Here is a 22093-nt window from a genome sequence, read left to right on the forward strand (position 1 = left end):
CCTTTTCATATTTTTATCCTAATTTTGTTTTATGAAAGTTTGACCTTTTTTGACTAACTTTATTTTACAACAATCGACAAAGCCAAGCAAAAAAAAAGCTCAAAAATTTTACACTGGCCAATGGGAAATTACGCTATAATAGTGGTATGTTTCGTTGTTTTAGTATATCGAAATGATTATCATCATCCTTTTGTAATACAGGTAATTTTTATTACAAAAAGAAAGAGATGTGTTTGATATATGGTACTAAAGGATAGTACACAAGAGAAAATAAAGGCTCTTTTTCAAAATAATGGCGTTTTCATCAAAGTGAATAAGGATAGTAAAATTTTCTTAGAAGGAGAACGTGCTAAAGAAATATATTATATTAAAACAGGCGCTATTTCGATTAGTCAGGAAACCGAGAGCGGCAAAGAATTAACCGTTCGAATTTGCGGTCCTGATAGTATAATTGGCGAGGGTTCATTATTTTGTAACCTCACGTATTTTTCGATGACGGCAAAAGTTTTAGAATCTTCCACGTTATATGTCTTAAGTCGTAAATCATTAGAGCACCTATTAGTTGAGCAACCGCAATTAATGGTAGAGTATATGAAGTGGTTGCAAACAGAAAATTTAAAATACCAAAGTCGTCTACGCGATTTAGTATTAAACGGTAAAAAAGGTGCTTTATTTTCAACGCTTATTCGCCTTTCGAATACGTACGGTAAGCCATTAGAAGATGGGTCAATTTTTATTGATTTTCCATTAACAAACTCTGAGATTGCGAATTTGTGTGCAACAAGTAGAGAAATGATTAACCGTATGTTGAACGATTTAAAAAAGCATCATATTCTATCCTTCGAAAAAGGCTATATTACGATTATAGATTTGCAATATTTAAAAGATGAAATTGCTTGTGAAAATTGTCCATTGCAAATTTGCCGTATTGATTGATTTAACAATTAGCCTTTTATTGCATCTTGGTTTTTTCTTCATATATTCACAGGGGGCTTGAACTAATTCCCTTCAGAATGCCCGTGTATATCCGACATTCCGCCTGTTAATAAAAAATGAAGGAAGCTAAATATAAAATCCCCGCTTACAGTTATGTGCAAGCAGGGATTTTTTATTCACTAGAAGAAAACACTAACGAACGCCTAAAGCCATTTTCGCATAGCGAGACATCTTATCTTTTGACCAAGGTGGATTCCATACAATATTGACATTTGTACTTTTCACTTCTGGTAGTTCACTTAAAGCTGTATTCACTTGATCAACAATCACTGGTCCCATTGGGCATCCCATTGAAGTCAGTGTCATTGTAACGGTCGCTAAACCTTCGTCATCTAACTCTACATCATATACTAAACCTAAGTTGACGATATCAATACCAAGCTCAGGGTCAATTACATTTTCTAATGCACTTAGCATGCTGTCTTTCATATCTTGATCCATTTGTATTTCTCCTTCCAACATAGTGTTAACTTAATCATAGCAGATGCTTCTTATTATGCCAAATGCTGTGCAAGCCATTCCGTTGCTGCTAGCATACCATCACGTGTCACGGCATGACCAGCATGTTTATCTGCAATAAATTTTAAATTGCTCGGATTTTCTTCATAGTATGCACGTAATGAACAATAAAAATCATACGTATCCTGAAATGGTACGGTTTTATCTTGCTCACCATGCCAAAAGAACACAGGTCGTCCAGCAAACTGTTCCGGTGTTAAACTAATATCATACGTTGCGAGAAGTGCGTTTGTTTTTTGTACTTCTTGTTCTGACATCGGCCACTTTACACCACTTTTAGCCAATTGCTGTAATTGATAGGCTCCTAGTTTAATAAAAGTTGGACTACCCATACATATTGCCGCAGTTTGTATCCAATCATAAAGCTTTAAACAGCCAGATGTAACGATGGCTCCCATTGAAGTACCGGCTACACCAATTTTATCGCTAGCTACAAGTTGCTTATTCTTTAATTCTTTATATAATTGTTTTACTTCATGAATAGAATTTAAGACAATGTCCCAAAAATGTAAATTCATTTGAGTCTCTGTTAATCCTTCACTACGTGCACCATGGAATTTTGCATCTGGTAGTAGGACACGCACCCCTTTATTTACCAACTGATAAGCATAATGTAAATTATGTTCTTTTGCACTCATAAAGCCATGTAAGAAAATAACTACTGGGGTTTTTTCATTCATATTGTCTGTATATATATGTAACAAAGGAATCTGTCCCCATATTTCAGTCTTTACAAACATTCTTGTCACTCCCAACTTTTGTCTGACATTTTTATGTTAGCAAACTTTTTTCAATGTGACAAAATTTTGACGAACGGATAACAAAGCGATACTATTCAAACATATAGGAAAGGGGCAACAAGCTATGAAACAGCATTTAATCGTTTTAGATTTAGACGGTACGTTATTAACGGACCAACAACAAATTTCTTCAAAAACTAAAAAAACATTATTGCAGGCTAAGGAACAAGGGCATCAAGTTATGATTGCCACAGGTCGTCCATATCGTGCAAGTGACATCTACTATCATGAGCTTGGTTTAACAACACCGATTGTTAATTTTAATGGAGCCTATGTCCACCACCCTAAAAATGCTGCTTGGCAAACCATGCATACACCGATTGATTTAAGCGTTGTAAAAGAAGTGGTTGGTTCGGTCAATCACTATGAGTATGAAAATATAATTGCTGAAGTGAAGGACGACATCTATGTGCACACGGAGGATGACCGGATTTTAAATATTTTTAACATGGGCAATCCCAAAATTACATTGGGTGATATTTCGACAAATCTATTAGTCAATCCAACGAGTCTACTAATTCAAGCAAACGAAGTAAATTCTATGATTATTCGCGACCATTTACAAGCTGTCCATGCTGAAGTGATTGAACATCGTCGTTGGGGTGCTCCACTCCACATTATTGAAATTGTTCGCCGTGGCTTAAATAAAGCAGTGGGTATTTCACATGTAGCGAAAGATTTAGGTATTCCACGTGAACGTATTATCGCTTTTGGCGATGAGGACAATGATCTAGAAATGATTGATTATGCAGGTATTGGAGTCGCTATGGGGAATGGAATCCCTAGCTTAAAAAACATTGCCAACGAAATTACAACAACAAATAATGAAGATGGCATTGCTAAAATACTTATTGAACGCTTAAAATTATCATAGTTAAAGTATCATTTCCAGTTATTCAAACTTTATTCTGTAGAAGCTTTTCATCTCTAATGCTTGTAAAATTTGATTTTTATTTGTACACTTGAATGCTTATACGTCTAGTAAATAAAGTTATAGCTTTTGGCAAGCTTCTAGATTTAGAAAAGCGAATCCTAATGCTATTATTGTAAATCAGGACGAAATAGATAATACCAGCATGTCTAGTAAATACAGTTTTTTAGGAGGTCAAGATGATGAAAATTTTTACTGATAGTGGCTGTGATTTACCAAAGTCATACTACGAAGAGAATGATGTCATTCTACTTCCGCTACGTGTACAAGTAAATAACCATGAATATGATGATGTCTTGTCGATTGATTCGAAAGAAGTTTATGATGCTATTCGCCAAGGGGCTCATCCAAAAACATCGCAAGTTTCACCAGAGCTCTTTCTGCAACAGTTCGAAAGCTTAGCAAAAAGCGGAGAGCCAGGTATCTACATCGCCTTTTCATCTGAATTATCAGGTACGTATAGTACAGCTTTAATGATTCGCAACCAAGTACTTGAACAATATCCAACATTACAGCTCGCAATAGTCGATTCGAAATGTGCCTCATTAGGCTATGGCTTAGTCGTTGAAGAAGCTGTGCAACTTCGAAAAGCAGGTACTTCGCTTGATGAAATCGAAACAAAAATACAATTACTCGCTTCACAGATGGAGCACCTGTTTACAGTGGAAGATTTAGATTACCTTGCAAAAGGAGGTCGTGTTTCGAAAGCGAGTGCCTTTCTTGGTGGACTACTTAGCATAAAGCCTATTTTGAACGTAGAGGACGGTAAACTCGTACCGATTGAAAAATCACGTGGTCGTAAAAAAGCCATTGCGCGTATGTTGGATTTAATGCAAGAGCGTGGTGGCAATTTTGCAGATAAAATTGTCGGAATTAGCCATAGTGATGACTTGGCCTTTGCTAACGAAGTAAAAGCATCCATACAAGAAAGATTTGCACCAAAAGCAGTCCAAATGACAATGATTGGCTCTGTTATTGGCTCCCATGTTGGGCCTGGTACAATTGCAATTTTCTTTACGAATAAAAGTTATCAAGCGTAGTGTGAAGCTGGTAGAAGTCTACTTACAAATCGCCATTGCAGGCAACTACGCGCACAGCAAAAAAGTGTTAGATTGATTGCAATCAATCTAACACTTTTTCAATTAGTTATTTTCACTGGCAGCGTCTTGTTGTTGACGACGTTTTTTTCCTCGTTTAATAATAATAATAACGAAGCCAATAAATACAACATAGACCAATCCAAGCGCAACCATGTAAGGAACATTTAGCCCCTCATCGTCCTTCACTTGATAAATTTCTACGATTTCACGGTCTAGTATTACTGGATAAACATTTTTTTCATTAATTCGCACCTTTTCTTCTTGTAAAATACCGTTTAGCATTTTACCCTCACCAATTTGATCTGGTGTTAAATCGACACGTTGTGTTTTTCCTGTATTGTTCACCATAATAATCCATTGCTCTTCATCGGATTTTCTCGTAAACACAAGTAAACCATTTTCATTTGTAATAACTTCGAAATCACCTTTTCGTAATGTCGCTGATTGGTTACGTAATGACTGTACGTTTTTAATATAGTCAATTAACTCTTCATCTGTTTTGAAATTGTATAATTGATGCGTGTCAGGTTTCTCTTCCCCATTCATGGCAATTTCGGTACCATACTGAACAACTGGAATACCAGGCAGCATAAATAACGCACCCATCGCCATCTTCAATCGTGTTGGTGGGAACATATTTTCAGAAGCAGAATCAAATGTAAAGCGATATGTTTGTAATGAATCAATCATAATTTGCGTTGGCTTTTCACCAGCAAGAGGCTCCATTAGCTTTGAAGAGTCCTGATCTACATTTTTGAAAATATTACGGTAAATCTCTGCTGTAGCTGGTGAGAAGGATGCATCAAAATTCGCATCACTTTCTTCATTCGAAATCACATATAACGATTTGTTGGTACTTTTTAACGCCTTAATCATGTCATTAATAAATGCTGTGTCAGCATCCGCAATATTCGTTAAACGTAAGCCACCCACATCATATGTAGAAACAAATTCTGTTGCTGATTCGATTAAAGCAGCTTGAACATCTTTATTCGTTAAATCCCACTGAATGTGCCCATTATTTGTTGAGGCAATCCAGTTTTGCTTTGCTGCATCTTTTGCCCACTCATGATTAGGACTTACATTATTTAAAGGAAAGTCCACCATCATTGACATATTTTTTTCTTTATAGGCCTTCACCACACTTTGGAATTCTTCTGCTGTTCCAAAATGCTCTTCGATTGTACTATAGCTCGTTGGCATAGAACCATCGTATACTTCTGTGTCAAAAATTGTCCCAATGGATACGATTGTATAGCCCATTTCGCCAATAAATTTTAGTTTATCTAGTAGACCGGTGAAGTCGCCACCTGCAAATTTCGTTGGGTCTTGCGTATTTGTATCATAATCGTTAGTGCCTGAGCCATTAAAGAAACGGTCAACGAGTAAATCAAAAATGCTTTCTTCAGCAATCGTTCTTTTTTGTACTTCATCCGCGTGTGCAGGTGTTGCGCCTATTAATGAAGTTGCCAGTAAAAGCGATGCAGCTGTCGCGCTTATCCACTTCTTAAATTTCACTTTTATTCCCTCTCTTTCAAACCAATCCAACGTCATTTTACCAAATAAAACAGTAACGTTGCTATCATTTCAAAATATTTTACCGAAATGCAAAATGAATTACGACAAAAAGGTGTCAAATTAAGTTAACCTAAAAACACAGAAATTTCAGAATCGTTCTGGTGTCTGGCACTTCAAGAAAATAAAAGAGCCGTGAAGCAACAACTTCACGGCTTTTATTAAACATTATGCAAGGAAATTGAATCCCATTGGTAGCTTGAATCCTAAGAACATTGTAATGAGTAAAAATACTGCAAATAAAATCCAGAACATTGTTGTTGGCTTGTTTTTCTTTTGACGAACTAACACCATTTCCATCATGCCAATAACGAAAATACCGCCTAAAAATTTAAAGCCATAAAGCATTCCTTGACCGAATTTCATCGCTTCAATAAATAATGCCCCGCCAGTAATAATAATTAAAATGTAGAATAAACGTAATAACATATGTAAGCCTTTGGACTGCTTACCACTAAGTGCTGCAATTAAAAAGATTACGATGCCAACTACCCAAGTTGTAATGTGCAAATGTGTTTGGTTAGTTAAAAAATCCATTTTTGTCCCACCTCATTTTTTTTCTATCAAACTCTATCCTATCATGCAGTGGTAATGGTTTCAAATATTACAAGTTGTGTTCACAAAATTGAATGAATTTACGTCTAAACGTCATGGATTCCAGACTTTCGAACTTGCTTAATAAAAAAATCTATGACAGCTACCAGTGCTTGATTTAAGTGAGCTTTCTGTTAGTTATTTGCTATTCGTCCACCTTAGAAAAGTGATGAGCTGTGCTGAGTCAAATTAAAAAATCCGCGGAGCTTACACTCACGCGGACTAGCTATATTATTCAAAATGATTAACTAACGTACCGATACCTTGAATGGATACTTTCACGGTATCACCCGCTTTTAAATATTGCGGAGGATTCATGCCTTTACCAACGCCTGCTGGTGTACCCGTTAAAATCACATCACCTGGCTCTAGCGTTACATGTTGCGATAAAATCGATACGAGCGATTCGACCGTAAACATCATATCTTTCGTTGTACCATTTTGACGTACTTCATCATTTACTTTTGTAACAACTGTTAACTCTTGCGGATTTGGAATTTCATCCTTTGTTACAAGGTATGGTCCTAATGGGCATGTGCCTTCTAGGCTTTTACCTAAGAAAAATTGTTTATGTTTATCTTGAAGATCACGTGCTGTAATATCATTCGCAATTGTGTAGCCAAATACATAGTCAAAGGCTAAGTTTTTCGGAATGTTTTTCCCACGTTTACCAATGACTACTGCAAGTTCCCCTTCATAATCCATTTTTGAAGAAAGATCTGCATGGATTGATAGTGTTTGACCATCAGCCGCAATAGCAGTTGGCGATTTTGTAAATACCATTAAATCGATTGGTGCTGCTTCTGCACCCATTTCTTTTGCATGCTCATCATAGTTTTTGCCAATACACATAATATTTTTTGGTGTGCGCGGAATTGGAGATAACCATTCAATCACTGTAAATTCACGCTTGAAGCTATTCGCACGGTCTGATTTTTCCGCTGCTTCTACTAATTTACGAATTTGTTCAACAAAATCGAAGCCTAAAGCAATGCCATCAACAATTGAACTTGAAAAAGAAGGGAGAACTTGTAATTCGTTTTGAATAGCGAGTACATCCCATACCGCTTCTTCTTTTTTTACTTTTGGTCCAAAACTTACATGTCCACCTAATTTAAATGATAAAATTTTCATGATTTTAAGAGCTCCTTCTTTTTTCTACATGATACAACAATATGATATAAATTACCTTACTTTTACGATAACAATTTTTAATGTTGCTAATTCTCTATTAATTAAGCATGTTAAGCACAAAATTTAGCTTGATTCAGTTTTCGTCTTATATGTTAACTTACGCCAAATTGCCTCTAATGGGCCTTGCTTCCATTTTGTAAGCCAAATTTCTGCAAAAATCATTTGCACGACAATAATACCGATAGCAATTAATACACCTGTAGCTACACTTACTTTCCCATACCAACCTAATCCAAATTGATAAAATATAAATGTGCCAATCATGGATTGCAGTATGTACATCGTTAACGACATGCGTCCAATTTTTGCAAAAGGACTAAGTATTTTTGGTATGACTGGAATCAGACAAAGTAAAACAACAAGGCCAATATAGCCAACTGATAAAATCGGCCCACCGATATAGACCTTTATATAATCAAGTAAATACGTACGTGTAAATAGGATAGGTACACTCTTCAAGAATATACCAAGTGCCAACCCAGCTATCGCAAGTGCTAGCCACAGCCATTTCAGCTCTTTTGAACGTTCTACTAAATGCCATTTGGAGGCAGCTGCACCTATTAGCATATACGGTAATATCGTAAATAATGACGCAATCCACATCCCGATTCCCGCTTGAATAGATAAGTCAGATAAACGCTGTAAAAAGGCATCCATCCAACTACCTGTGCCATAGGCTGTGATTGCCTTTTCCACACCAGTAATATCCAAGTACGTTTCAATCTCCGTATTAAAGTTAATATAACCTACTACAAGCAACATAAAAACATGCATAAATCCATTGATAAGAATACCCGTTACGAATAGCCAGATGGGATGTAAACGTAAAAGCAACAGCAGAAAAACGCCACAGAAGGCATACATCATTAAAATATCTCCCCACCAAATAAGGAGCGCATGCAGCAAACCGAACATAAATAAAACAGTTAACCTTCGGAGTCCTGTTCCATAAAAGTTTTGTTCACGACTTTGAGCTTTTTGCCATTGTAGCGCTAATCCATAACCAAATAATAAGGAAAATAAAGGATAAAAACTACTTTGCACATAAATATCTAAATTTTGTTGCCAAACAATATCTGACGGTGTTGTAAACCATGACGCTAAATCAATGTGTGGCATTGGCAAATAAAAAGCATACATATTGACGACTAGTATACCTAGCAAGCTAATTCCACGTAAAATATCTAATGTTGCGATTCGTTCCTGCAACATCGTCGGTTTCAAATTCACAAAATAGCCTCCTCTTCTTTCTAAGTCGTTAAACTACAATGCGCATCCTTCTGCGCTTTCAGTAAACTTCGAAAAAGCTTACTTTCCACGCAGAAGTTTGCCTATTGTTTTTAACATTGCTGAAAGGAATACTTCATTTTACAGGCAAAGGATAGTGACCCTACGCATAAATCGCCTGCTCAATATCAAATAAGTACAACACTTTCTCATATACTTGTATGTGTAAAATCGACTCAAGTGCCTCGCTATAAACACGTAGTTGCACCCCATAGCGACCTAAAAGTTCCTTCGATAACGCCGGCTCCTCTACAAATTGCCGCCCAATGCGGTCGGTTTTATAATCGAGTAATATCCAGTGACCGTAGACATCCTCAAACAAGCAATCGACAATCCCTTGCACAATTTGAGCGTCGCCATCCTCATCCACGCGGCTTATCGTAAATGGCATTTCTCTTCGAATTTGCTTCGCATTTTTAAAACGTTGGCCAATATCGGTTGTAAAGAAACGGTAAATTTTCTCACACGGAACAATCTTGCTCTCTGCCTCGGTTAGTAGTTGTTTTACCACTAACTCAGTGACAAATTGCTCCACTTCTTGCACTGTGCTAAAGCCACATTGTGGTACATGCTGCATGACCGTATGAATGGCTGTCCCCATTTCCGCACCTGTAAGCTGCTTATCCTGTAAAAAGGTTGGTCGTGGGGCAATCGTACCCTTATTCTTTTTAGGAGCGGTAAAATAGTATTCTGGCTCCTCTAGACGTTGTAAGCTTTCTAGACGTTTAATTTCACTAACAGATGTTTTCGAACGCTTCTGTGTCGATTTTTGATATGCATATTGAGCTTGGAAGCGAGCTGTAATTTCTGCAAGCAGAGCTGCGTCCTCTGGCGTTGTGAACATCTGTTGCACATCTTCATCTAACGCTTGCGTTTCATACATAAAATGATGTGTTGAAATGGCTCTTACCCACCAATGCGAGAGATCTTGTCTTGCTTTATACGAAGTACTTGTAATAGCTGCAAAATCAGCATGTCTCGCAACAGCTGGCCCAACCCAGTCAAAATAACTATTTGCACGCGCGCGTAAATAATCTTGCAAAGGAGCATCCACAGGCAAGTTTTGCGCGTCCAGCCAGGAATCAAGTGTTTTATCCCAATTTTTTACGGAGCCAATTAAAATAAGTCGTTCCTTTGCACGCGTCATTGCTACGTACAACACCCGCATTTCTTCGGCTCTCATCTCCAGCTCTTTTTTCTCCTTCATCGCTAGAAATGGTAAAGAAGTATAGGTAATCCGATTTTCAGGGTCAATTGCTTTAACTGCAAGCCCATAATCTTGGTCAAATAAATACGGATTGTGGAAGTCCATTTTGTTAAAAGGCCGTCCCATTCCTGCAACAAAAACAACTGGGTACTCTAAACCTTTGGATGAGTGAATTGTTACAAGTCTCACTACATCGTCTTTTTCACCAATCGACTTTGCTGTTCCTAAATCATCCCCACGCGTTCGCATTCTATCTATAAAGCGTAAAAAGCGGAACAACCCTCGAAACGCCGTCTTTTCATACATTAATGCGCGATCGTGTAAAATGCGTAAATTTGCTTGTCGTTGTTTACCATTCGGCATGGCACCAACCATTTCATAATAATGTGTATCCAAGTAAATTTTCCAAATTAAATCCGACAAAGAGCCACGACGTGCTAAATCTCGCCAGTTTTCAAATGCCAACATAAAACGTTGAAGCTTCTCAAATGTTTCGGATTGCACACCATGTCCTTCACTGCGTATAAATTGCCTTAATGCATCATAAAACGGTGTTTTAGTATCTGCTAAACGAATTTTTGCGAGCTCATTTTCTGTTAAGCCAACAAACGGTGCACGTAATACAGAAGCTAATGGTATATCTTGATATGGATTATCGACAACTTTTAGTGTGTTCAGCATAATCATCACTTCTAAGGCATCGAAATAACCTTTAGATGACTCTGCATAAAGAGGAATGCCTGCCAACTTAAATTCCTCGACCAAATCTGTAGACCACGTCATAGAGCGCATTAAAATGACAATATCACTGTATTTTAAAGGACGTTCTGTTTTTGTTTTCGTATCGTATACCGTTGTTTCCTCTTCCATCAATTGTCGAATGCGATCAATTATAAAACGTGCCTCATATTGTGATTTCTTCAGTTCCTCAAGCTCTGATGCTTCACTTATACTTTCTTCCATTTCTTCATCCGCTGCCTCTTCCTCTGGCGGATGTAAAATTACGAGCTCAACAGGTACCTCTTTCGCATCATACGGCGCTGCTGGCTTCAATGAAGCATTGTCATCATATTGTATTTCACCGACACGTTCATCCATAATTTGTGCAAACACAAAATTGGTTGCGTTTAAAACTTCACTACGACTACGGAAATTGGCATTCAAATCGATGCGCATCCCCGTCGTATCAGGATTTTCTACAAACTCCCCATACTTCCGCATAAAAAGTTTGGGTTCCGCTAAACGGAAGCGATAGATACTTTGTTTTACGTCACCAACCATAAAAAGGTTGCCATCGTGCTCATCGCCTAGCTTGACCAATTGTAAAATGGTTTCCTGTAGCATATTCGTATCTTGGTATTCATCCACCAGCACTTCTTTAAAACGTCTTTGTAAATCTAACGCAACGGGCGATGGCTGTAATTCGCCCTCTACCTCTTCCGTTAAGATTTGCAGGGCATAATGCTCTAAGTCGGAGAAATCGATAATACCTCGCTCTAATTTCGCAAGACGGAATTGCTGGCTAAAAATAGACGTCAAGTCAACTAATGTTGCAATCGTTGGCGCCATCAGTCTAATTTCTTCCAGCAAACGTGCAGGTGTACGAACAAAATAAGTATCTTTTAACTTATTCATTATTTTTTTAGCAGCCTCACGCTTTTTCTTCGCTAGCTCTTGAAGCTCCACATCGACTAAAGCATCCTTGGATACCCGTTTTAATGTCGACCACTTGACTGTTGAAAAATAATCAAATAGCTGTTGCCATGTGCCCTCTTGACTGATACGAATCCCTTCCTGAATCATTGCAAAATCAATTTCAGCGGTTTCAGCATATGGAGCCGGTCCATCTGGCTGAAGCGTTATTGCACGCATTTCAGAAATGAGAACGAATGCTTCTTCAAGGCTATGTTTTACAGTTAACTTTACATATTTAGATAAATCTAAATCATCTATTGTCACATCGTCCGCTAGCTGATAGCTTTCTGGTAAGCTCGTTAACCATTTTTGTGGTTCAGCATGGACACGCGACGTATCATAAAGCTTACTTATTAATGTTTCAATCGCTTGATCATCACGATCTGATGTAAAACTATCGACAAGTTGATAGATTGCATGAATTCGCGCTTCGTCATCTGTATCATAGGCAGATTCTAGCACGTCAGCTAATATATCATCTCGGAGCAAGGCGATTTCTGCCTCATTAGCAATTCGGAAACCTGGGTCTATATCGAGCAAATAAGCATACTGCTTAACAATCGCTAAACAAAAGGAATGCAATGTCGAGATTTGCGCTTTATTGACTAGGCTCAACTGACGTCGCAAATGGCTCGACGTCGGATTTGCTGCAATTGCTTTTTCAAGCGCCTCTGCCATACGATGACGCATTTCAGCTGCGGAAGCATTCGTAAACGTTACGACAAGAAGTTCATCCACATTCATTGGATTTTCTGTTGCCACAACCTTTTCAATCATGCGATTAATCAAGACCGCCGTTTTACCAGAGCCTGCAGCTGCTGAAACAAGTGTATCTTGCCCACTTGCATAAATCGCTTTCCACTGATCATCCGTCCAAGTGACATTCGCTGGTTTGACAGGTATTTGCTGCACCATGTTAGTTCATCTCCTTGCGAATTTTTTCGACAACTTCTACTGGCTTTACTTGCTGTAGCTGACGATAACTTTGTTTGCCATCAGATGGGTCAAATTGGCATACTGCTGCAAATTGACAGTAATCACACGCTGTTTTTGCTTTTAGCTTATAAGGGCTTATAGCCGTATCCCCTGCTAAAATGCCGTTGCCAGCTTCTTGATGCTTACGGCGGACAAAATGCTGGAGATTTTTCATATCATTAACGGGCACGATGCGTGATTGTGATTCAGAAGGGGTACCATCCTTTTTCATATAAACTGGAATAATTTGCGAATGCCCGCTCGCTTCCTCTAGCTGCTCATCCATCGAGTAAATAGCCTCAGGATTTTCAGTTAAAAGTCCCTTCATTTTGTATTGCTTTAACCGATCTTCTTCAATCTCACTGTCACTCAAGTCCTTATCCAGTTTTAACATCGGATTATGGACATGGACATAAAGCACACCAGCAGGCTCTGCATCGCCAGATAACCAATAGGATGCATTCTCCATCGCTACATCTAAATATGTTAACACCTGCAATGATAGGCCATGATACACTTCATTTAAATCTAAGTCACGAGCAGACGATTTATAATCGACTATTCGTAAATACGAGCGATCATCAATCGATGCACTATCCACACGGTCAATACGACCGCGCATGTACATTTTTTTGCCACCTTGCAAATCAATTTCCAATGGCGGTAGCTGTTCATGCTGCCCTGGCCCGAACGATGCTTCAATAGCAATTGGTTTAAAGTGTGACACATTGGCATGCTGTGTCAGTGCCATCATCGTGCGCTCTACAATGCGAATCAGCTTGCGTTGAATATAACGATAACGTGCACTAGATAATAAAATTTGGTGAGAGAAAACGGGCACAATTTGCTCTACTGCCTGTCGTGCAAGTTGTTGAATTTGCTGTTTTGATAAACGAATCCACGACAGTTGTAAACGGTGCGTCTCTTCGGTAATCCATTTCAATGCTTCATGGAACAAATCACCCATTGCAAATGTCTCTAAACGATATTCTGCTCGTTCCTCTAAACGAAGCCCATACGTCGTGAAGTGAGAAAACGGACAACGGAAGTATTTTTCTATACGTGACACACTTGAAGTGAGCTTGCGACCATATAATTCTTGTGTAATATAACCTTCTAGCGGTTCTGCCTCATTTTTATGTGTCATTGGATGCATCAGGCGACGTAAAATTAATGCCCAGTATGGATCTTGTTCATAATATTTTTGTAAAGCAACCCATTCTGGTGCAAGTTCACGACTATGCTCCGCTTGCCTTAATTGCAGCATTAAATGAGCTAACGCTGTACGAGGATGGCGAATATAAGGCAATACATTATCATCAATTAATTCTATCGGATCAATGACAACACGCTCGACGTTTACCCCACTTAAAAGACCTGCCGTTTTTTCATTTCCTATAATTTTCTTTATATATAACGAGGATATTAAAGCTTTCCCCTCTTCATCCGCCGTTGGATAAGTCATATAAAGCTTGTCAGATGGCGTAGTTATTGCACGATACAATAAAAAGTTTTCCTGTAATAGCCGATTTTTAGATGTCGGTGCTAATTCATAGCCAATATGCGTAAACCACTCACGTTCTACATCAGACAATAGACCTTCATAATCCAGACGTGTAGGATAGACGCCATCGTTCATTCCTAGAACAAAGGCGACCTTTATTTGCGATAGGCGCGCTAAATCGACCGTTGCCACCATCACTTCATCTAAAGTTGGAGGAATACGCGCGAATTCTAATGTATCAAAACCTTCATCTAAAATCTTTGCCGCTTCCTGTACCGACATTTCTTGCTCGCCAAACATGTAAACAAACTGATCGAGTACGGCGATCCATTCTTTCCACGCTTGATCATGCTCACTTGCTGCTAACGCCTCCCCTCTATCCAATTCACGATCTTTCATGATTTGAAGCTTGTCATATACTTGTACTTCTTCTACTAGCTCAAATAGCGCTGTTGCCACATCTCTACCCGTTTTCGCCAGTATAAGCTTGTCCTGTAACGCTTTTAATGGTGTGCGAATTTCGTCGCGAATGGCCTCAATTTCTGTCTGCATCGCACGTTCTTCGTCTGTTTGCACACGAGAATGGAATTCAAGCCCGCGATATTTTTTATAAAACCAACGAGATTCGTCAAACCAACGCTCTCCGTAAATTCCTTGCGCTAAACAGTAATTTTCAAGACGGTCAGCACGTTCACGCCAAACACTGTTATCAGCATGTAGTGGGAAAAATAAATCTGTTTTCACACTTCTGAAAAGCGGTTCATATTTCCAATTTGAAATAACAACTTCCAATGCAGATCGACTAAATTCAATTAACGGATGGTGAAGCATCGTTTTTTTTGTATTCACAAAAATAGGAATGTCGTATTGCTGGAAAATTGTTGAAATTAGCGGATCGTATACATCTGCTTGTCTATACAGCAACACTATATCTTGATAACGATAGCCCTCCTGCCTCGTCAGCTTCGTTATTTCCCGGGCAATGGCATGGATTTCAGCCCGACGATTTGAGGCTTCAAAAACTTTCACATCACCTGTGGATTTTTCTGTTTGGGGCACCATATCCGCAAATGTTGCTTCTACATGCTGTAAGTCTTTTGACTGAAATCGATGGGTTTTGATAAAATGCAACGGTGCTTCGACTTCAATGCCATTGTCATATGCTATATCATGCAAGCGTTGACTTGTAGTTGCCGCTTCATTGAATAATGCCTGCTCATCTTTAGCTTCTTCCATATGATCATACGGTAGCACAACCGTTACTTGCTTCGTCACCTTTAGTAATTCTTTTACAAGCTCTAGCTCTCTTACAGTAAAGGCAGTAAAGCCATCTATATAAATTGTTGCCTGTTTCATCGTCTCAGAAAATTTTAAGTGCTCGGTTAAAATCGGGTAATAGCCTTCACTATCGACATAAGTTGTACCGAGTCGAGCTTCTAATGCTTGTAAAACAATGTATAAATCATTGATTTTCGCCTGTAGTGTATGAGGTGCATCAATAGCCTTTAAAGAGGTTGTTACATCACTTAAAACTGAACTGTTCACGCTATATCGGCTAAATTCGCGTAACAACGTTTCAATTTCCTCTGTAAAGCCCCGCTTACCAGCAGCTTGTCGAAATAACGAAAAATCACTCTTCTGCTCTTCTAGCAATTTTCGAATAAGCATTCGATAACCATAGCCATTTACTTCTTGGCGAGCAATACCCCCTGTTTCTTGAAGTACAAGCCAAGCTAAGCGTTTAAACGTCATCACTTGTGCACGTATGAGCCCGTGCAAACCATGTCTATTTGTCAGTTCATATTCAGTTGAATAAGACATTTGGTCAGGGACAATGATAAAAATAGGGTGACCTAATGGATCGGTATTTAATTGTTCGACTATTTCTCTATGAATATAAGCCGATTTTCCGGTACCTGCACGTCCTGATACAATTCGTAATGTCATTCATGCTTCCCCCTATTCATTAAAAAATTATATTCTATCTTCAGAAACTTGTAGTGAGCGTTCCCTAGTAATCGCCAATATAAAACGACTAAAGCAATGAAATAAAAAGACCCTCCTACCATTTTACATGATACAAGGGACCGCATGTGCAGATTCAGCCTAGAAGATTATTCATTTTTCGTCATTTTTCGCCCACGTTTCAAATCTCTTTCTACACGAGCATTCAATCGCTTCTCCATTAGCTTGCCAATCCACCATAGTAAGACGATAGCTACACCCGCACTAATTAGTCGTACCGGACTCGTGATAAGCGATTTTAAATCATAGCCCAATACACTCATGCCAAAAATCATGACGAATTTTCCGGCTAATAAAACAATTAGATAGTATTTTTTATGAATATGTGATAAGCCCGCTACTATATTCACTATTACAGAAGGCGTAAACGGAAAGCATAGTAAGACAAACAATGGGCTAATACCATTCATATCCACCCATTTAATAAACTTTTGTACCTTTTTACTGCCTGTTACAAAACGGAGCTTCGGATGCTTTCCAAAGTGACGTACAAGCAAAAAAACAGCATATGAACCAGCTACTGAACCTAACCACGATAACAAAAACCCTATCCATAACCCAAATGCACTCGCATTCGCCACGACGAACACAACCAATGGTAAAAAAGGTAAAAACGCTTCTAAAAAGGGCAGTAATATCCCCATTATTGGTCCAAGTGTTCGATATTGTGCCGCAATATGTTCCATATTTTCTACAGTAAACCATTCATTCACTATTGCCACCTCTATTTATATTGCAAGATTACATGTAAAACCGTAAGTTCTTCTGATATATTTTGATATTCATGTGCTTGATGTCCCGAAAATACCAATGTTTCCCCTTCGGTTATCGTTTCATGCATAACCCCAGCCGAAATAACAGCTTGTCCATGAATCACTGTTACCGTTTCTTCTACCCCTTCTGTATGGGCTTCACTCCTACTCCTTGCACCAGGCTCCATTTCCACTTTATAAAATTCCCAACCTCGTTCAGGATCATAAGGAATAATGGAATAGACCCGATAACGCCCTTCGTCTTCATCGACATGTGGTGCATTTTTACTGCTAAATTTCATAAAATGGGCAATCGGCGGCTGTAAAAGTGATGAAAAAGAGATGCGTAAACCTGCGGCTATTTTCCAAATCGTTGAAACAGTAGGATTCGCTTCACCTTTTTCAATTTGGGCAAGCTGTGCCTTACTAACCCCCGTTGCCTTCGCTACATCATCTAAACTTACACTGCGTTGTTGCCGTATTTTCTTTAATTGGAAAGCTAAATTTCGACTCATTTGTTCCATTACGACTCACCATTTCCTGTTGTTTATTTTATCAGACATATGTATACTTTAATAAACATGCGTGAATGTTCTAACTATTCTATTTTAAGTATACATGGAAACTTTTTTGAAAGGATGACCTTTTTATGACAAGCACAACAAATCTTCATAATGAACCAACAACTGCTTCCGAAGATAGCTTTATACAAGGAGTTAAAGATTGTGTACCTACTTTACTCGGTTATATTAGTATAGGACTGGCATTCGGGGTTGTAGGTTCCGCTTCTGGCCTATCTTTAGTAGAAATTGCATTACTAACAATACTCGTTTATGCAGGCTCTGCACAATTTATTTTTTGTGCACTCTTGTTAACAAGCAGTCCTACCTCTGCTATCATTGTAACCATTTTTGTCGTAAATCTACGTCACTTATTAATGAGTTTAACATTAGCTCCACATTTTACGCGCTATTCGATGCTTCGGAATGTTGGATTCGGTACATTATTAACAGACGAAACGTTTGGTGTGGCCGTAACCAAACAAATGCAAAACGGTAAATTATATGGTCGTTGGATGGATGGTCTAAATATAACAGCGTATGCATTTTGGATTCTATCTTGTATTGCAGGTGCCTTTCTAGGACAATGGGTGGCTAATCCTGAAAAGTGGGGCTTAGACTTTGCACTAATTGCCATGTTTATTGCTCTACTTGTGCTACAACTTAGTAGCGTGGGCAAACATAAAATTATGCATTACCTGATGTTAATTGGCTATATGGTTGTAATTATGTATGGCTTATCATACGTCGTTCCTTCGCATCTAGCAGTGCTTCTTGCCACTGTTATCGTCGCAACGATTGGGGTGGTGACAGATAAATGACGACAACAGCTTCGATGGTGTGGCTAATCATTGGTTGTGCACTAGTGACTTGGTTACCACGCATTATTCCATTTATGTTCGTACGTAGTGTGAAACTACCAGATGTTGTTTTAAAATGGCTAAGCTTCATTCCTGTTTGTATTCTCAGTGCGCTTGTTATTGAAAATTTATTGGATACTGAAAGCAAAAATTTCGTTACATTGGATTGGCCTGTCTTTATTACATTTGTGCCTACCCTTATCATTGCACTTGTCACAAAAAGCTTATCAATTACAGTTGTAGCAGGTGTTATTATCATGGCCTCCGTCAGATTCTTCATGTAAAGAAACTGTTATATGTGTACCTTTTCACTATAAAAAACCCGCTTAGACGCTTGCGAAAATAGCACAAGATGTAAGACGAAACCATCCACTTTAGGAAAGTTACGTCTTACACAGTGCCCGCAAAATCGGAGCGGATTTTAATAGTGAAGGCAGCAACACAGCCCTCCTTATTTTTTGTGCATTTTGCTCGCTAGCCAAAAGCCAAGCGTTAACGAAAAAGCATCAACAACAAAAATAATAGGTGGGGAAGTATAACCTGCATATACTGAAGCGGCAATAAGTGCAATAGCCAAACTTAACGCTACATAGCGGTTATACGTAATACGAGTAAACAATAACACGAGTAATGCTGGTAAAAATAATGCTAGCATCATTTTCCCATATAAATCGATCATAGTTCTTTCGGCTCCGCCAACAATAAACCAATTCGATAATGGTCATTGCTGTAAATAACATGCTGCGTTAGGCGAATTTCATTATTCCGATCCAATACCTCTAAACGGCAATGTGCAGCATTTAATTGTAAAGCTTCATATAATTCAACCTCTGTTGTAATCGTGCGTCCGTTTACTTTACGAATACATTCCCCTGCGAGTAAGCCCATTTTTTCTGCTGGTGAATCAGGCAGCACAGCAGCGATTACCGCACCCTTAGTGCTTGGTGCAACCGCATATGACTCTGTCTTATCTTGCCAAGCATAATAAACTGCCATAATAATCCGAATTAATACCCCTAACGCTAACGTTATAAAGCCAATTAACGGTTCAAAATATGATGCAAGTCCACCTACTACAATCAGCTGTCCTAATAATAAGACAGAGCGTCCTATTTTCGGCAACTGAACAACAGGCAGTTCTTTCCTTAACAATTTTGAAAATCCGATAACGACTGGGAATAATACGAGTGCAAAGTGACTATCGCCCAATGTAAATTGCGGCCAATAAGGCAATGCCGATGGAATACTATTACCTGGTATGATAAAAAATATAGGTAACACCCAAACATTTCTTGAGCGATATACGATAGCTTGCATTCCGCGCTTCGTATTTTCGATTCTAGGCGTTATTACTTGTTTCGCAGTACGACGAATTAACATACCTTCCACTACTACACTTAGACCTGTTAAAATCGTAATTGTCACAATAGCCCCTTCTAATAAATCGATGCCTTCCAACGAAATCTTCCACCAGGAGAACGACCAGTTGTACTGGTACATCGCCCATAATGCTAACGTTGCCATTGCCATTGTGTAGATGGGTGACAATACATTGATGAAAAACAACAAGAGACCAAGGAAAGATATAGCGGTTAAAATCAATAAGTATGCTTTGGGTACTGTCAGCCCGACACCAAGACTTATTAGTGAAATAACTAAGGCATAAGGCCATCCTCGTTTCCATTGCCCTATCAGCTCGGTCCAACCCCAAATAATACGTCTGTTAAAAAATTTACGCTCTTGCTTTACACGTCTATACCCTAAAAAGATAGCAACTACTATTGCAATATAAACTACTGGGTTCAGTAAAAAGCGGCCAATCGCTGTTACAATTTCTATTAATATATTACTAACCATACGAACACCCGCCGTTTCTATCATGAATACTATGCATTCATTGTATCAAACGACTACTGTCTTGCGTAGTAGTAACTGGTAGAAAGCTTGGTATTTCCCATCATTTTTATTAGTTTGAGTATTTCTATTGTTCGATATTGTGCAGTAGGAAGCTCGTCGCCATTTGGAATTGTAAGTCATTTTGGCGATCTTCTTTATAAGCCTTTAACGTGCCATTTAAACTATTGAAAAAGGTAGAATCGACATACATATCATTATCAGGCTGCGCTAATTTTTGTTGTTCGCGATAGAGTTTTACTGCCTCTTGTGTAGTCTCATCTAAGTAACCATCTAATCGGTCAATCTGATAACCTAGCTTTTGCAAGGCTTTTTGCGTATAAGCAATTTCTTCGCTCATATCACCTACTTTGAATTGTCCTGTTAACGGATGCAATTGGAATGCAAATAATTCATTTTGTTCAATCACTAATCCAGCTTCAATTCCTTTCCCATGGATCCATTCACGTTTTGGCGTCAGCCATTTATTTGTTGATAGCTTCAGTTCTCCCCCATTGGCTAGAGACCAAGATTCCTGTACTGTGCCTTTACCAAAGCTTTTAACGCCGACAATGGAAGCACGATTCCAGCCCTTTAACGCACCACTCAGCACTTCACTAGCAGAAGCACTACCGCCATTTTGAATTATGACAATCGGAATTTTATTCATCGTACTTAAATAATTTTCATCAAAGCTTTTCGATTCAGTTTTTAATGGTTCCATGGCACCCTCTGCATTTTGCATATAGGCAAATACTTTGCCATTTTCCAATAGTGTACTTAGTAGCGCTGCGACGCTATGTAAATAGCCTCCAGGATTATCACGAACATCAACAACGAGCCCTTCTATATCTTTGCGTAGTAATTTACTCGTTTCTGTCACCCATTCATTTGCTGTCTTCTCTCCAAATAACGAGATTTGAATATAGCCTATTGGCGTATCCTCAATCTTTACTACCTCACTCGTTACTGTTTTATTGGAAATCGCAGCCCGTTCCATCGTCATTTTAATATGTTTATCCTCGCTAGGACGATAGACAACAATTGTAATCTTTGATCCTTTTTCTCCTTGAATCAAATGCATTAATTCACTCATTGTTTTGCCATCTACTTTTACCCCATCAACTTGTACAATTTCATCAAGAGAGCGCATCCCAGCCTTTTCTGCTGGCGACGAACGAACAGGTGATACAACAATGAACTTCCCTTTGTTTTCTGTCAGTTCAATACCAATACCAACACGTTCTTCTGCTAGCATTTGTCGATGTTGCTCGGCTTCTTCCTTCGTGTAATAAGTACTATACGGGTCCTTAATAGCATCAGCCATGCCGCGCAGAGCCCCTTCTACTAATTCTTCCTTTTTAGTACTATACACAGATTTTTTTTCGATTAATTGTAATGCTTCATTAATCGAATCAACCTCAGTCACTTGCACTTTTTTCTCTGCTCCATCTCCATCAAACCAGTCAAAATAAAATCCACTACCTATCAATAAACTGCTGACAAGTACGCCGACTCCTGCCGTAATTTTGCGCAAACCTTCCCTCCTCTGTCTCTTTACTGTATGAATTATATTTTTCAAACATACAAAATAATGTTTTGGTTTTCAGAATTGTTTAGGTGTCT

At 38.6% G+C, this 22093-nt stretch carries 18 protein-coding genes; 5 read left to right on the forward strand and 13 right to left on the reverse strand.

Annotated elements, in window-relative coordinates:
• Positions 1 to 240 precede the first annotated feature (240 nt).
• On the forward strand, positions 241 to 936 hold the full coding sequence (locus LS41612_RS19360) for a Crp/Fnr family transcriptional regulator (RefSeq protein WP_024362520.1): 696 nt from the start codon (positions 241 to 243) through the stop codon (positions 934 to 936).
• A 192-nt stretch (positions 937 to 1128) separates the two neighbouring features.
• Here the strand turns inward: LS41612_RS19360 and LS41612_RS19365 are convergent, their stop codons facing one another.
• The gene (locus LS41612_RS19365) at positions 1129 to 1437 is read right to left on the reverse strand and encodes a metal-sulfur cluster assembly factor (protein WP_024362519.1); all 309 of its coding nucleotides are present in this window, start codon (positions 1435 to 1437) and stop codon (positions 1129 to 1131) included.
• Positions 1438 to 1490: 53 nt separating this feature from the next.
• Complete coding sequence (locus tag LS41612_RS19370) at positions 1491 to 2255, reverse strand: serine aminopeptidase domain-containing protein (RefSeq protein WP_024362518.1); 765 nt, start codon at positions 2253 to 2255, stop codon at positions 1491 to 1493.
• A gap of 124 nt (positions 2256 to 2379) precedes the next feature.
• Between LS41612_RS19370 and LS41612_RS19375 the strand changes: the two genes are divergently transcribed.
• Together LS41612_RS19375 and LS41612_RS19380 are read left to right on the forward strand one after the other, a co-directional pair.
• A complete protein-coding gene (locus LS41612_RS19375) occupies positions 2380 to 3189 on the forward strand; it encodes a Cof-type HAD-IIB family hydrolase (RefSeq protein WP_024362517.1) in 810 nt (269 codons plus the stop codon).
• 239 nt (positions 3190 to 3428) lie between these two features.
• Complete coding sequence (locus LS41612_RS19380) at positions 3429 to 4286, forward strand: fatty acid kinase binding subunit FakB (protein ID WP_024362516.1); 858 nt, start codon at positions 3429 to 3431, stop codon at positions 4284 to 4286.
• Positions 4287 to 4388: 102 nt separating this feature from the next.
• On the opposite strand, the gene LS41612_RS19385 is transcribed toward LS41612_RS19380, so the two are convergent.
• From LS41612_RS19385 to LS41612_RS19420, 8 genes are all read right to left on the reverse strand, one after another.
• A complete protein-coding gene (locus tag LS41612_RS19385) occupies positions 4389 to 5864 on the reverse strand; it encodes an alpha-amylase family glycosyl hydrolase (RefSeq protein ID WP_024362515.1) in 1476 nt (491 codons plus the stop codon).
• Between the two features lie 225 nt (positions 5865 to 6089).
• Positions 6090 to 6458, reverse strand: a complete 369-nt coding sequence (locus LS41612_RS19390; protein WP_024362514.1) for a YisL family protein — start codon at positions 6456 to 6458, stop codon at positions 6090 to 6092.
• Positions 6459 to 6746: 288 nt separating this feature from the next.
• Positions 6747 to 7649: a fumarylacetoacetate hydrolase family protein gene (locus LS41612_RS19395; protein WP_024362513.1), complete on the reverse strand. Its 903-nt coding sequence runs from the start codon at positions 7647 to 7649 to the stop codon at positions 6747 to 6749.
• 123 nt (positions 7650 to 7772) lie between these two features.
• Positions 7773 to 8939 carry a DUF418 domain-containing protein gene (locus LS41612_RS19400; protein WP_024362512.1) on the reverse strand — a complete coding sequence of 389 codons (1167 nt, stop codon included), beginning with the start codon at positions 8937 to 8939 and terminating at the stop codon, positions 7773 to 7775.
• A gap of 160 nt (positions 8940 to 9099) precedes the next feature.
• Positions 9100 to 12813 (reverse strand): helicase-exonuclease AddAB subunit AddA, encoded by a 3714-nt coding sequence (gene addA / locus LS41612_RS19405; protein ID WP_024362511.1) that lies wholly within the window; start codon positions 12811 to 12813, stop codon positions 9100 to 9102.
• A 1-nt stretch (position 12814) separates the two neighbouring features.
• Positions 12815 to 16324 (reverse strand): helicase-exonuclease AddAB subunit AddB, encoded by a 3510-nt coding sequence (gene addB, locus LS41612_RS19410; protein WP_024362510.1) that lies wholly within the window; start codon positions 16322 to 16324, stop codon positions 12815 to 12817.
• A 167-nt stretch (positions 16325 to 16491) separates the two neighbouring features.
• Positions 16492 to 17115, reverse strand: coding sequence for a TVP38/TMEM64 family protein (locus tag LS41612_RS19415; RefSeq protein WP_029747216.1), 624 nt, complete (start codon positions 17113 to 17115; stop codon positions 16492 to 16494).
• Positions 17116 to 17126: 11 nt separating this feature from the next.
• The gene (locus LS41612_RS19420) at positions 17127 to 17678 is read right to left on the reverse strand and encodes a type II toxin-antitoxin system RelB family anti-toxin (protein WP_024362509.1); all 552 of its coding nucleotides are present in this window, start codon (positions 17676 to 17678) and stop codon (positions 17127 to 17129) included.
• 125 nt (positions 17679 to 17803) lie between these two features.
• On the opposite strand from LS41612_RS19420, the gene LS41612_RS19425 reads away from it, so the two are divergent.
• Both LS41612_RS19425 and LS41612_RS19430 read left to right on the forward strand, forming a co-directional pair.
• Positions 17804 to 18535, forward strand: coding sequence for an AzlC family ABC transporter permease (locus tag LS41612_RS19425; protein ID WP_024362508.1), 732 nt, complete (start codon positions 17804 to 17806; stop codon positions 18533 to 18535).
• Positions 18532 to 18858 (forward strand): branched-chain amino acid transport AzlD family protein, encoded by a 327-nt coding sequence (locus LS41612_RS19430; RefSeq protein ID WP_024362507.1) that lies wholly within the window; start codon positions 18532 to 18534, stop codon positions 18856 to 18858. The genes LS41612_RS19425 and LS41612_RS19430 overlap by 4 nt, the downstream gene beginning before the upstream one ends.
• A gap of 167 nt (positions 18859 to 19025) precedes the next feature.
• Here LS41612_RS19430 and LS41612_RS19435 read toward each other — a convergent pair whose 3' ends face one another.
• From LS41612_RS19435 to LS41612_RS19445, 3 genes are all read right to left on the reverse strand, one after another.
• A complete protein-coding gene (locus LS41612_RS19435; RefSeq protein WP_024362506.1) occupies positions 19026 to 19250 on the reverse strand; it encodes a DUF2198 family protein in 225 nt (74 codons plus the stop codon).
• On the reverse strand, positions 19250 to 20431 hold the full coding sequence (locus LS41612_RS19440; RefSeq protein ID WP_024362505.1) for a PDZ domain-containing protein: 1182 nt from the start codon (positions 20429 to 20431) through the stop codon (positions 19250 to 19252). The genes LS41612_RS19435 and LS41612_RS19440 overlap by 1 nt, the downstream gene beginning before the upstream one ends.
• Before the next feature lie 124 nt (positions 20432 to 20555).
• The gene (locus tag LS41612_RS19445) at positions 20556 to 22004 is read right to left on the reverse strand and encodes a S41 family peptidase (protein ID WP_024362504.1); all 1449 of its coding nucleotides are present in this window, start codon (positions 22002 to 22004) and stop codon (positions 20556 to 20558) included.
• Positions 22005 to 22093 lie beyond the last annotated feature (89 nt).

Origin of the sequence: Lysinibacillus sphaericus, assembly GCF_002982115.1 — a bacterium.
Lineage (GTDB): Bacteria > Bacillota > Bacilli > Bacillales_A > Planococcaceae > Lysinibacillus > Lysinibacillus sphaericus.